Source organism: Chryseobacterium sp. HR92, assembly GCF_045689405.1.
Classification (GTDB): domain Bacteria; phylum Bacteroidota; class Bacteroidia; order Flavobacteriales; family Weeksellaceae; genus Chryseobacterium; species Chryseobacterium viscerum_A.
Window position 1 is genome coordinate 856,309 of the sequence record NZ_CP139139.1, and the last position, 14,097, is coordinate 870,405.

The following is a 14,097-nucleotide window of genomic DNA, read 5'->3' on the forward strand; positions in this document are numbered from 1 at the left end:
ACCAGTTTTGAATTCCATTTTTTATGAATGTAAATGGAATAATATTTGTTATAAATTTAATAAGAGCGAAAAATATTAATATTTCTAATTTTAAATTGAAAATTTGTTTCTATTATTTTGAGTTTTACGTATTGTTTCTATTTTGATTAATATGTTAAAACTCCCTGATAATTGAAAAATTATTTTATTATAACTGATTTCATTGATATTTTTTATTATATTTGAATAGTTTTTTATTGGAAATTGATTTGCTTGTCTTAAGGTAAATCAAAGGAATTTAAAAAAAAATAATAAATTTACATCTTAAGGAAAAAAGAACATAATAAATTAAAGTATAGAAATTAGTGTAGATGGAACTGTTCTCTTTTTATAATGTTGAAAATTTATTTTTACCCGATCCGAAACCTGTCCACAAATTAGATCCTACCCGGTCAGGATTAAGGAATTGGGATGAAAAAAGATATAATAATAAGCTTTTCAAAATCTCCCATGTATTTCAGTTAATGAAGGAGGAAAACGGTGTAATGCCATTTGTAATAGGATTGTCTGAAGTTTCCGGAAGGAAAGTATTGGAAGATCTTGTTGAGATGGAGCCCTTTCATTCGCAATATGGAATTGTGCATTACAATTCTATGGACGAAAGAAAAGTGGATGTAGCCATGTTGTATGATAAAAATAAAGTAGAGGTAATAGATTCGGAAACCATTACTTTCTTTTTTGAAATACTAAATAAAAACACAGGAAATTACGACACAACCAGAGACGTACTTTTTTCAAAAATTAGATATAAAGGGGAAATTATTAATGTCTTTATCGCCCATCTTCCCTCTAAGCGAGAAAAAGACATCAATAAACCTAAAAGAGCCTTTATATTGAATGAAGTCCGGCAACGGATTATGAAAATAGTAGATGCTGATAAAGAGCATGTCATATTGTGTGGTGATTTTAACGAAAACCCGGATGATGAAAATTTAGTACAGATTCTCTATAACAATGACCATGAGAAGGTTTTAATGAATCCTTTTCAGCAATTGTTTTCTACAAGAAATTATTCTACTTTTCATTATAAATCTGGATTGTTGTATGATCAGATCATTATGTCAAGATCTTTGCTTGATAATAAGACGCTGACTTTTCAGGATGCCCATATATTCAATTCTGAAAAAATCCGCAGCAGAACCAGAAATTTTGAAGGACGACCTTTCCGAACTTATGCCGGTACACGGTATTTAGGAGGATATAGTGATCACTTTCCGGTTTTTGTAAAATTTAAAAGTTTACAGTAAAAAACATAAATAATAAAAAAGTAGAAAATGAAAAATTCGAGCAACACAAGCTATCATTTAGATTCTATTGACAAGGAAATTATCTACATGTTGATGGATAATGCTAAAACTTCTTTAGCCCACATTTCAAAAAATGTCGGAATTTCCACAACGGCAGTGCATCAAAGAATCAAAAAACTCGAACATGCAGGAGTTATTGAAAATTCAATATCATTTCTTAATCCTAAAAAAATAGGATACAAGGTGATTTCCTACATTGGTGTGTTTCTGGATCAGCCAAGCCATTATCCAGAGGTGGTAAAATCTTTGCATGATATTAACGAAGTAGTGGAAGCCCATTACACAACAGGAAATTATACCATATTCCTGAAAGTTCTTTGTAAAGATAATGATCACTTAATGCAGATCCTTAACAAGCTTCAGAAGCTGAAAGGAGTAACAAGAACAGAAACCTTTATATCTTTGGAACAAGGTATTTACAGACAATTGAAAGTATAACGATATGAATATAGCCCAATATTTGGATTCAACCTACCTGAAAACACCGGAACAATCAGGTATTTCCCATGAAGAAACACTTCAAAAAGATAAGGAACTTGCACAGGAAGCTATTGAGAATGGCATTTTTGCAGTAATGATTCGCCCGGATTATGTAGCAGAGATCAGGAAATATATTCAGGAAAGAAATTCAAATGTTGCAGTAGGAACTGTAATAGGCTTTCACGAAGGGACCTATTCTGTTGATGAGAAGCTTGCTGAAGCCTCAAAAGCAATAGAAGACGGTGCTGATGAATTGGATTTCGTTATTAATTATACAGCTTATCTGCAAGGTAATGTAGAGTTGGTAAAAGATGAATTTGTAAAATGTACAAGATTATCTCTTGAACATCATAAAATAGCAAAATGGATTATTGAAATAGCCGCTTTGACAGATGAACAAATTGCAGATCTTACCAAAAATATTTCTACCTGGGCAGAAGAGAACTTCTCTGAAAACGATTGGTCAAAAATTTTTGTTAAATCTTCAACAGGATTCTACAAAACACCCGAAGGAAAACCTAACGGAGCAACCTTTGAAGGAATAACAATTATGCTCAACAACGCAGGGAAACTTCCTGTAAAAGCAGCGGGTGGTGTAAGAACCCCTGAAGATGCCGAGAAAATGATCAATATGGGAGTGAAAAGAATAGGAACCTCTTCAGCTTTAGCATTGATTAAAAATGAATCTCCATCAGAAGGATATTAATCTAAGATTCAAATAATAAAAAACCATCAGTTTTGCTGATGGTTTTTATATTTATACCTGTGCCTGATATTCTTCGTAGAACTGTTGGGTTTCTTTGATTAAGCTGTTCATTTCTTCCAATGTGAAAACTTCCAGGAATTTTTTTCTGAAGTCCTTGAAGTGAGGAATCCCTCTGAAATAATTACTGTAGTGCTGTCTCATTTCTACCAATCCTAATCTTTCTCCTTTCCACTCAACACTCCATTCTGCATGCTGGCGAACTGCCAATAAACGGTCTGATATTGTAGGGGCAGGTAAATGCTCTCCTGTTTTAAAGAAATGCTTGATTTCATTGAATATCCATGGATAGCCAATAGCAGCACGTCCAATCATAATGCCGTCACATGCATACTTTTGTTTATATTCTAATGCTTTTTCAGCAGAATCAATATCTCCGTTTCCAAAGATTGGAATCTCAATATTAGGATTTTGTTTGATTCTGGAGATATGCTCCCAGTCTGCTTCACCCTTGTACATTTGAGCACGGGTTCTCGCATGTATGGTAAGAGCTTTGATTCCTGTTTCCTGCAGACGTTCTGCTACCTCATCAATATTAATGCAGGTACTGTCCCATCCTAAACGGGTTTTTACAGTTACAGGCAGATGGGTGGAGCTTACAACAGCTTTTGTAAGACGAACCATCAGGTCAATGTCTTTCAAAACACCTGCACCTGCTCCCTTGCAGACAACTTTTTTTACAGGACATCCAAAATTGATATCTACCAGATCCGGATTTACTGTTTCAACAATTCTTGCAGACATGGCCATAGCTTCTTCGTCTCCACCAAAGATTTGTATACCCACTGGTCTTTCATAATCGAAGATATCAAGCTTTTTACGGCTTTTGATCGCGTCACGAATCAACCCTTCAGAAGAAATAAATTCCGAATACATTAAGTCTGCACCATGCATTTTACACAAACGTCTGAACGGAGGATCACTTACGTCTTCCATCGGAGCCAGCAAAAGTGGAAATTCCGGCAGTTCTATGTTGCCTATTTTTATCATGGTGCAAATTTACGAAATTCTGAAAAAACAATATTTTACTATTTGTAATATGCTCTGTATTTAGTGTGTTTCTGTTTATTTAAGGGATTTTATGATATTGTTTTAATTTTTTATTGAATTTATATGATTGATTTTCAATGTTTTTGGTATTATATTGAAAAATATTTTTTATATTTAATACAAACAAAAATTAATAATATGAGAAAACTTCTATTTTGCTTGATGGCAGGCTTTGCTGCATCAAATTTTTATTCACAAGTGAATGTGTCTGCTACGGCAGGTACAGCTACAGGAACCTATACTACGTTAAAGGGAGCATTTGACGCTATTAATGCGGGAACACATCAGGGAGCAATTGCAATCAGTATCACAGCTAATACAACTGAAACGGCAACTGCCAGCCTGAATGCCAGCGGGGGAGCAACAAGCTATACTTCTGTTGCGATTAAACCGGCAGTAGGAGTTACGGCTACTATTTCAGGAGATGTTGCCAGTGCCCCTTTAGTGAGAATACAGGGCAGTAATATTACTTTAGATGGAAGTAATGCTGCTTCAGGAACGACAAGAGATCTTACCCTTACCAATACTTCTGTTACTGCTCCGCAGGTACTTACATTTATTGCGGCTTCTGCAGCGGCAGCCAATACCAATATTATGGTTAAAAACCTGAATATTATAAACGGTATTAATAATTCTTCAGCTTTGGTAATGTATGACGGAGCTACAACTCCTACCGGAGGTTTTTTTAATAATGTTACCATTCAGAATAATTCTGTGAAAAAAGCCTATATGGGAATCTATTTATTTGCAGCTACAGCAGCAGGTAACGGAGGAAATACATTGGTTACCGGTAATGATATAAATGCTTCAGGAACAGATGCTAATCGTCTTGGAGGGGTTTACGTACAAGGAGCGGATGGAGTCACAGTAAGTAACAATACCCTTGGTAATTTTGAAACTACCAATGCAGAAATCAAAAGAGGAATCTGGTTTGCAACAGCAACCGTTAATTCTTCAATTATCTCAAATACGATTACCAATCTGGGCTACACCGGAACCGGTGCCGGAGGGGCTTCCGGTATAACAGTAACTTCTGGTAATACGGGAGCTTCCGCAGCAGCCAATATTATTATAAAAGGAAATACGATTTCCAACTTTACCTCCAGTGGAACGGGAACTCTGTTTGCCGGAATTTATGCAGGAGGTACATTGACCAATGGAATGACCATCACTAATAATAAAATAACCGGAATCAAAAATACCAATATATCCGGATATGGAGCACAGGGGATTTATCTGGCGACAACAAATCTCACTTCCAATACTTTAGTAGCCAACAATATCGTAAGCGGTGTGGCAGGTTATGGCTATGCAACAACAGGTGGGGTAAATGACAACGGAAACGGAATTATCATCGCTGCGGGCGGAGGATATAAAGTGTATTATAATACTGTTGTAATGGATGTAAGCCAGACAGTTGCAGGAAGACCATCTGCCTTGAATATTACAAGCGGGGTAACTGGTGCAGGAGGCATAGATGTGAGAAATAACCTTTTTGTCAATACCCAAACTCAGGCAGGAGATAGATATGCAATTTATGCCGGCGCAGCCAGTACTGTTTTTTCTACCATTAATTATAATAATTTTTATTCTTCCGGAGCCAATCTCGGATATATCGGGGGAGCTGCAAAAGCTACCCTTGCTGATATCCAGGCAGGATTTGGAGGTAATGTAAATTCTTTGAATGTTTTGCCGGTATTTGTCTCAGCAACGGACTTCCATGTGTCTGGTACAGGGAATGCAGCTCTTGATAATAAAGGAACTCCGGTTGCTGAAGTAACATTGGATGCTGATGGTAATACAAGAAATGCTGTAACACCGGATCTCGGAAGTTTTGAATTTACAGCAACAGTATTGGCTGTAAATGAAACGATGAAAAAGAATACTGTCAATTTCTATCCGAACCCGGTTGTAGATTACCTTTACATCAATAATGACAGTAGAATCAAAGATATTGAAGTATATAATGTTTCAGGACAAAGAATCCATAGCGAAACAATTAACGCAGAAAAAGGTTCTGTAGATATGAGACGTGCTCCTGCAGGAATTTATATCTTAAAAGTGAATACTGAAAAAGGCTCACAATCACTTAAAATTATTAAAAAATAAAAATTAATTAATAACCAATACAAATCCCCAATATCACTATTGGGGATTTTTTTATTGTAAAAAGGAACTATTAAACTTAAAAACTTGCCTTTACCTGCATACTTCCGATATGAATGGTTCGGTCACCGGAGTTTCTTCCTTCGTAATTAAGATTCAGCTGGATAAACGAGTTGATCGCCTGCTGAATAAATACACTCCATACCTGGTTTTTTCCCGGTTTCAAACCATCCAGCATCTGATTTCCTACAATACTGAAGTTGTTTCCGGTAAAATTATTGCTGATGAATGAGAAATTTCCGCGGATAGACGTTTTTCTGCGCTCCCACTGGATGGTTCCTGTAACATCAAAAGCTTTAAGAAGTTCTTCACCATCCAGCCTTTGTTTTTGACGGAAAGCAGAGGACAGTTCAGCCTGTATGGCATCGGTAAATTTATAAGTAGCCTTAGGCTTTGTTTCAAAATTATTGAGACGATAGTCCCTTGTTTTAAATAATTGCGAAGAGTTTTGGATATCATGCACTGAGTTTTCCCAGTCTACTCTGAATTCTTTATTGAACCAGTATCCGATATTCAGGAAATGGGAGGTCTGCTCACGCTCTTCATTACTAAAATTGGCATTGATAAGATTATCGTTTGTGATAAATCTGTAGTTACCATTCCAGCCTGATTTATCAGTCGGATTGAATTGTACTGAAGCCAGTATGTTTTGATTTTTAAGAATCTGATCGCTGTTTTTTTCAAAAGGATTCAGAACAAGAACTTTATCCTTTTTATAGAATGAGTTTTGAGAATTCAATGAAATATTGAAATTCCAGCGCTTTAAAAATCCGTTTTCTGAGTTAAAAACAATTGCAGGATTGACAAATAATGCCAGCTGTAATTTATTTTTATTGGAAGGAATATACCTTACGGAATTGGTATACACACGAATGTATTGGGCAAGATCTGAATATTCTGCAATTTCAAATTCGTCAAGCTGCTGTATGCCATCTCCGTTATAATCTGTCCATTTATATACACCCTGTCCATCCGTTACTTTAATGTATTGGAACTCTCTCTGTGCCTCCTGTCCGTTTCCAAGTTCATAGAAGGCCTGAAGACGCATTCCGTTTCTGAAAAGCTGTTGATTGTATAAAATATTTCCAACTACGAAGTCATTATTTCGGGTAACATCACCTTCTGCACCTGAGTAGAAAAATTTTCTGTAATGGATTAGTGCATTTAGCGTAGTTCTTTCCGTTTTGATGATTTGACTTTCGGCCATGAATCCCAAAATATTATTCATATTCTGAAGTCGGTTGCCACGCACAGAGTCATTATCTCTCATGTATACTTTTGCCAATAGCTTGGTTCTTGTGCTGTCACCGATCTTCTTTTGCAAAAAGATTTCTTTCCAGCTGAAACTCGTGACATCCATAAGTTGAGTGTCATTGTACTTTTTCTCATTGTGTTCCATGCTTCCACCAATGGCCCAGCTGCCTTTTTTACCGGTAAATTCTGTTGAAATTCCTCCACGGATAAATTTAGTATCCTGAAGGGTAGCATTGGTACTCAGATAAGATAAATTCCCTTTGGTAAAGAGTTTTCCTGTGATCCATCCGAAATCAAGATCGTTTTTAAGCCCTTTGTAAGAGTCCTGTTCATTCAGATAATTGACGCGGTAATTTAAAGTAGACTTATTATTCCATTTGTTTAGGAAGCTGAAGATAAACCTGTTTTGAGTTTTCTTATTAAACTCTTGTGTAAGGTTGAAATCTCTGGAGAATTCCACATCATTGATACGGTCAAGAATATGAAACTGTCTGTCTATATACTGATATTCAAAACTTGGAGTTCCCTTCCATGTGTTTTTCGTAAAGCTTTTATTTCCGAAAATACGCCACGCATAGCCCATATTCTGATCAGAATCTTTTGATGAAAACAAATTTACATCATAATTACTCAGGGAAATGTCAGCTCCTATTTTTCCTTCATTCAATAAATATTCAGAATTCAGGGAATATACCTGTGATTTCTGAGGAGAAGGAAGTTTTCTTACCGCTCTGTAATCTCCGGCATTAGGCCCTACATATTCAAAAACACGTCCGTTATTGGTTGTCTGTGCTATTTTATAATCTCCCAGATTAGCTCCGAAATAAGTAAAAGAAACCTGATAAAGTGTTAAGTTAGGATCCGTAGAAAATTCGTAGAAATTTCCTGCAGAGTTTAATTTGTATAAAATTTTATTGACATCATATTCGGTAACAACTCCTGATGGTGCATACATCAGATTGGGATCATTTCCTGCTTCAGCAAGGATTTGTTCATCTTCTTTAGAAAGATTTAAAGAAAGGGGTGCATTTTTATTGTCATTTTCCATGAACCAGTTTAAACCCACTTTGAATTTTTCTCTCTGATGCTCAAGTTTTCCGGTAAATAAATATCTTGAATAATTTCTATTGGCGTAGTTATAAGAGATCGTGATGAAGTTTTGCTGGAAAATAGGACGGAAACTGGTAAAGGTAACTTCCCCCGTATTGTAATTAATAATATAATCCTGGTTTTCTCCTCGTTTCATTAAGATACCATCAATGAAAACCTGTTCAGAGCCGGAGATCAGTGTGATAAACTGTTCGCCGTTCTTACCGGTCAGACGGTAAGGTCCCTGGTTACCTTCAACCCCCTGAAAACGAATTCTATGGAATTCACTTCGTGCCACACCGGCGGAAATATCTATTAATGTTTTATTTTCCTTCCCAAATTCTGTCTGGAATTGAAGACCCATACTCCTTCTCTGGTATTTTGCAAAATAGTTTTTAGCTTCTACAAGATCAAGGTGTCCCGCTCTAAGAATAGATTTTTCCTTAATGTTAAGCTGCATATAGATTTTGTCAAACTCCTCTAAAGTCTGAGTATAGCCATCAGCCTGAATAGGAAGATTATGATCAGAAATACTGGCTAAAATTGTAACATCTTTTGACAGTCGCCCTGAAATCTGAAGATCCATAGAACTTTGTACAGATTGCCCCTGATTGTTACCAAAAGTAATCCCACGGATAATAGAACCCTTTGAATTAAGTTCTCCTAAAAATCTCTTTTTATCATTTTTTGCCAGTACAGCTTCATCAATAATGATCTTATTGTGCGTTCTTATGAAATCCAGGGTGTCTTTTGCAAAGATGTCCTGTTCCAGCCGTGCAGTGAGAATACTATCCCTTTTAATACTGTCTTCAGGAACATTGGGATTTTTCCATGAAAATACCTGAGCATTTCCTGAAAATATGCCTAAGAAGAATAAAACGAATAGGATGATAAAATTCCGCAACTTTTAAAATAATTCGTAAAAATAATTAAAAAATGTTAACATTAAGAGGTCAATTATAATTAACAAAAACTTAATTTATTTATTGTCTCAAATAAACAAGTTAAGTGTAGTTTTGTGATATAAAGAAATTTATTAATCAAGAAAAAAATTCAATCATGAAAAAACTTTATTCTCTTTTCGCTACAGCAGTAGTGAGTGCATTTGCTTTTGCACAAACAACTTACCTGTGGGATTGTACTTCTGTAAATCCTATTTCCGGTACAAATGCTAATATTTCAAGTGTAGCATTCGCGGCTGCTCAGGGAAATAATAATGGTACTACAAATTTAATTACCACCTCATCAGTATCTTCTGGCTATACAGGTGCAAGTGGATCCAGTAATTTTGGTGCTGCTGCTTTTAAAGAGGCTCTTTCTACCATTGCAAGTACTTATTTTAGTGTTACTGTTACTCCTGTTGCTGGTAATAAAGTAACTTTAAATTCTTTAAATTTAGGATCCAGAGGAACCTCTACAGGACCTGGAAAGATTACAGTATATTCAAGCATTGACAATTATGCTACTGCAATAGGAACTGTAAATGTAAATAACAATAGTACATGGGCAATGAATAATATCACTTTTTCAGGTACTAACTTAGTAGGAGCGGAATCAGCTCCGGTTACCTTAAGAATCTATGGAAGTGATAGTCCTGGTACAGGAACTCCATCTCTTGGTACAGCCAACTGGAGAATAGATGATATTTCTTTAACTGTTACTTCGTCTACTGCTTCTTTAGCAGTTATCGATACTAAAAACGTAAAATCAGGGAACTTCGTAAAAAATTCTTTTGTTAAAAACAATGAGATTGTTTTCGGATCTGATGTAAAAGACGTGAAAGTTTTCAATATGTTCGGACAGCTTGTGAAAGAAGGTTCTGTGAAACAAAACGGAACTGTAAATATTGCTGAACTGGCCAAAGGAAATTATATCGTAACAGGTACAGTAAATAACCAACCGGTTTCTCAAAAAGTTCTTAAAGACTAATCTCTTTAGATAAAATACAAACAGCCGCTTCAATGAAGCGGCTGTTTTTTTATGTGATTATTACTGGTTTTTAGATTTTTGTATGCTGTTTATTTCTTAATTTGGTGGTATTGTTTTTGATATTTTTATTACAAATCCATTTCTAAAATTATTACGATGAAAAAAATCTTTACTCTTATCGGGCTTGTATCATTAACTGCCTTTTCAAATGCTCAGATTGTGATCAATGAGATTTATGGCGGGAATGCAGATTCAGGTGCCGTATTGAAAAATAATTATATTGTGCTCAAAAACATTGGAACGAACCTGGTTTCTTTGACCGGGGCAAGTATACAATATGCTCCGGCAATAGGGGCTTTTACCGAGTATCATACGCTTCCGGATTTTACTTTGGGTCCTGATGAAACATATTTGATTCAGGAATCAGCCATTGATGGAGGTGTTGAAAATTTACCAACACCGGATTTTATTGCCACTACTATTACCAGTTTCGATGGAACACCCAACAAATCTTCCGGATTAAGAATTTCCAATATATCAGGAAAGATTGCTTTAGCCGGAAATATAGTACAGGTTACCGGACCTTCTGCATCTAACGTCCTGGACTTTGTAGGTTACGGAGCAAATGCAGATCAGTTTAAAGGAGATGGGCCAGCTCCTTCTCCAACCACAACTACAGCTATAAAAAGAACATTGGTAGGCAGTAATGATAATATGACTGATTTTTCTCTGGAAGGCAGTGTGAAATCCGGGTTTGTACAGAATCCATTTATAAAGGACAGCAAAATTGTCTTCGGAACGGAAGTGAAAGATGTGAAAATCTATGATACCTTCAGGCAGATTGTTAAAAAATCACCTACGAAATTAGCCTCAACTCTTGATATTGCTGAGCTCCCAAAAGGAACTTATATTGTTACCGGAACGATTAACAATATTCCGATCTCACAGAAAATTATAAAAGATTAGTTTTTAATAAAAAATAGCTTCTTTGAAAATGTCATTCTGAACACAGACTGAAAGTCTGCGAACGCAGTTCAGAAATGTAGTGAAAAATCTCATGAGCTCGTCTGCTAATAAGATTCTTCCTTCGTCAGAATGACAAAAGCCAAATTATTTGACTTTTGAGACTATCTTTTTATTTTTTTCAGTATTTTAATACCAGCCTCTTCTCGCTGCATTAATGATTGATCCAAGGTTAAGAATCAATGTATATCTGATACGCTTTCCATAATCTTTGAATGAAGGCTCAAAACCTAAAGAAGACTGTATCGGGAAATAAACCTCCAGGAAATCCGGGATGATTCTTACTTTAACTCCGGTGTCCCATATGAATTTTGCAGGAAGATCTTTGTTTTTATAAACCCCGGCATCAGCATACACATGGAATATTTTCCATACACTTGAATCTACATTGGCTGAAGTGATCCATTGGTTTACTGTTCCCGGAAGAAAAGATTTAAAACCACCGTCAGCTAATATAAACTGCTGCGAAAGAAGACCGCTGCTGGCACTTTCTCCTAAAAGGTTATAAGAGAATGAATAATTGGAAACTCTGGAAATTCCATAGTCGAAAAGATTATTCCTTGTGTTGTTTCTTAAAAAATATCCGGCAAATAAACGTAAACTCAACTTTTGCTTAGGAGCAAATTCCCATCTGTAGAAACCTTCAGCTGTGATTTTATTAAAATCTTCCATTCCCTGTGTGCTCAGACTAAAACTTTTTTCATGGATCATCTGGCTGTCACTATACCCATATCCGACAGTCCAGACATTGTATTTGCTGTAGTCGTTATTGGCAATCATTTTAGGGCTCAGATCTCTTTCAAAATAATTATAGGAAACCCCGATGCTTCTGCTTACGGTACTTCTGGGATTTTTTCTGAAATTAATAGAGGAAGCTATTGAACTCTTTCTATAGGCTAAACCATAATCGTAATGGAAATAAGAACCGGAAACGCCAAAGGTTAAGCTTCTGATAATACTTTCGGCAGGCAGAATAGAGTAGGAAACAGCTCCCGAGCCTGTCAGTTTTCCTGTTCCGGTACTGTAGGTAGGAGTAACTGAATAGAGGAACTTCTGATCAAATAAAGATTGGTTTTTTAAGTTAATTCCCAAAAGAAATTTATCATATGTATTGTTGAAACGTACTCTTGGGGTGATATAGATTTCGTTGTATTCCGGATTTGGAATGTCTTTTATTAATTTAAGTTTGATTTTTTTTGCATTGGAAAATATACCTTTTGCATACAGAAAGTTATCCCTGTAATTGGATTCAGGGAAGGTGTAGCCGCTATTTAAAGTAACTTTATAGATGTTATCAGAAGCAGGAAGCGACAGGTTGGTAATGCGCTCATTTTCTTCAGTATCTATCCAGTATGTCTTTTTTTCTCCTTCTTTGGTCTCTGTTTCCAGCTTTACAGGAATGGAAATATCTGTATTTTTTGTAATCTTTATCTCAAGAGAATCGTCGGCTTTTTTAATATTTTTTAATTTGAAATCAACTCTGTTTTTCTGTTTTAAAAAGTTTGAAAGATAGGCAGTTGATTTATTTTTATCGGAAAGGGAAGTCAGGAAATCTTCAGGATTAATTTTTTTTCCGGAATTCTGAGAGATATAACTTTTTATAATATTATTGAAGCTGTCATACCCCATTTTATCCGCTGAATAATTAAAAAGACTTCCGGTTTCAAAACTACTGACAGCCATGTCATTGAAGTTGCTTAAAACAGGGAAGTGCTCATCAATTTTCTGATCAAGATTTTGCAGCATGATATACTGATAGGAAAGTCCGTAACGATCCAGAAGTTTTACTTTGGATGCATGGAAAAATTTTAAAGGTTTGATTCCGAATACTCTGGTCTCAGGAAGCGTGCCTAAAAGTTTGGTGTCAGCATAGAATTTTTTCAGATACTGGATTTCCAGGTAGGATTTTAAACCGTTTTTAAACCAATGGTCTTTTTCTTTATCAGCAATAACTTTTTCATCAAGAATTTTCTTGGCAATGATTCCAAAATAATCCAGATCTGTCTTTTCAGCATTGGTAAATAACTGAAATCTGAACTTCCAGAAAGTAATGTCATTATTTCCGAAAAAGTCTTCCTTAGCTCTGAATTTATCTGAAATAAAAATGCTTTCCGGAAGAATACCGATTCTTTCTTTCAGGAATTTTAATTGTAAAGGAAGATAAAACTCCAGATTTTGTTTTTCTTCCGGTTTTAGATTATAACCAAACTTAATTTCGGTTTCAGCTCCGTCAACATTGGTTTTTATTGAAGGATAGCCAGTCGGTGAAATCAAAAACTCAGGATCCGAATCCAGATATCCTTTGAATGAGTTCATCTGAACCTGTGGGAGATTACCTTCCACAAAATTATTTACAGGGATATCAAAGTTTACGGTCCAGAAAGTATTGAAACTTACTGGTTCTTCAATATCGTGGTAGTTTCTTTTGGAAATATTGTCCGGATCAAAATGATCCGGAACAATAAAGAAATATTTTAATACTGTATTCTGAGCGGATGTTCCGTATCCCGTAAAAGTTTTATCGGGAAGCTGCATCCGGTATTGCAACTGTAGAGTGACGCTTTCGCCAGGTTTTAATACATTTTTCAGAGGAATAAAAAGATTTTCATCTGAGATTGTAGTAACAGGAATGACTTCATTTTCAGAATTCTTAACATTCAGTTCAAGAAGTCTTCCCAATTGATCACTTTTTGCAAAGTGCAAATCAGTATTTCTGTCTTCCAGTTTTCTGTAGACTAAAGAAGTTCCGCGTCTGTTGTAAGCGGAAACCCAATTCAGGAGTTTTATAGTCTGCAGGTCTTTTTCAGAATGATTGTAGTAAACAATTTCCTGACTGATTTCAAGGTTCTTTTTGTCAGGAGACAGTTTAGCTTCAATATAGATACTGTCTTTCTGTGCAGAAACCTGTGCGACTCCCCAGAACAAAATAAGGCAAATGCTGATCTTTTTCAAATATTCGTGATAAAGGTCAAATATAACTTATTTTGTATATACTTT

General features: G+C 35.6%; 9 protein-coding genes. 6 read left to right on the forward strand and 3 right to left on the reverse strand.

What is annotated here, in order from left to right; all coding sequences use genetic code 11:
* Nucleotides 1-350: 350 nt before the first annotated feature.
* The 3 genes from SFA27_RS03795 to deoC are packed head-to-tail and all read left to right on the forward strand — an operon-like array spanning nucleotide 351 to nucleotide 2,532.
* Nucleotides 351-1,286, forward strand: a complete 936-nt coding sequence (locus SFA27_RS03795; RefSeq protein ID WP_047379049.1) for an endonuclease/exonuclease/phosphatase family protein — start codon at nucleotides 351-353, stop codon at nucleotides 1,284-1,286.
* Nucleotides 1,287-1,313: 27 nt separating this feature from the next.
* Entirely contained in the window at nucleotides 1,314-1,784 is a 471-nt protein-coding gene (locus tag SFA27_RS03800) for an Lrp/AsnC ligand binding domain-containing protein (RefSeq protein ID WP_047379047.1), read from the forward strand.
* 4 nt (nucleotides 1,785-1,788) lie between these two features.
* Entirely contained in the window at nucleotides 1,789-2,532 is a 744-nt protein-coding gene (gene deoC, locus SFA27_RS03805; RefSeq protein ID WP_407296443.1) for a deoxyribose-phosphate aldolase, read from the forward strand.
* Between the two features lie 51 nt (nucleotides 2,533-2,583).
* Here the strand turns inward: deoC and dusB are convergent, their stop codons facing one another.
* Complete coding sequence (gene dusB, locus SFA27_RS03810) at nucleotides 2,584-3,579, reverse strand: tRNA dihydrouridine synthase DusB (protein WP_264516992.1); 996 nt, start codon at nucleotides 3,577-3,579, stop codon at nucleotides 2,584-2,586.
* A gap of 198 nt (nucleotides 3,580-3,777) precedes the next feature.
* On the opposite strand from dusB, the gene SFA27_RS03815 reads away from it, so the two are divergent.
* Complete coding sequence (locus SFA27_RS03815) at nucleotides 3,778-5,748, forward strand: T9SS type A sorting domain-containing protein (protein WP_407296445.1); 1,971 nt, start codon at nucleotides 3,778-3,780, stop codon at nucleotides 5,746-5,748.
* Nucleotides 5,749-5,824: 76 nt separating this feature from the next.
* On the opposite strand, the gene SFA27_RS03820 is transcribed toward SFA27_RS03815, so the two are convergent.
* A complete protein-coding gene (locus SFA27_RS03820; protein ID WP_407296448.1) occupies nucleotides 5,825-9,052 on the reverse strand; it encodes a hypothetical protein in 3,228 nt (1,075 codons plus the stop codon).
* A gap of 155 nt (nucleotides 9,053-9,207) precedes the next feature.
* Between SFA27_RS03820 and SFA27_RS03825 the strand changes: the two genes are divergently transcribed.
* Both SFA27_RS03825 and SFA27_RS03830 read left to right on the forward strand, forming a co-directional pair.
* A complete protein-coding gene (locus SFA27_RS03825) occupies nucleotides 9,208-10,077 on the forward strand; it encodes a T9SS type A sorting domain-containing protein (RefSeq protein ID WP_407296450.1) in 870 nt (289 codons plus the stop codon).
* Nucleotides 10,078-10,233: 156 nt separating this feature from the next.
* Nucleotides 10,234-11,043, forward strand: coding sequence for a T9SS type A sorting domain-containing protein (locus SFA27_RS03830; protein WP_407296453.1), 810 nt, complete (start codon nucleotides 10,234-10,236; stop codon nucleotides 11,041-11,043).
* 186 nt (nucleotides 11,044-11,229) lie between these two features.
* Here the strand turns inward: SFA27_RS03830 and SFA27_RS03835 are convergent, their stop codons facing one another.
* Nucleotides 11,230-14,052, reverse strand: coding sequence for an aminopeptidase N (locus tag SFA27_RS03835; protein ID WP_047379038.1), 2,823 nt, complete (start codon nucleotides 14,050-14,052; stop codon nucleotides 11,230-11,232).
* Nucleotides 14,053-14,097 lie beyond the last annotated feature (45 nt).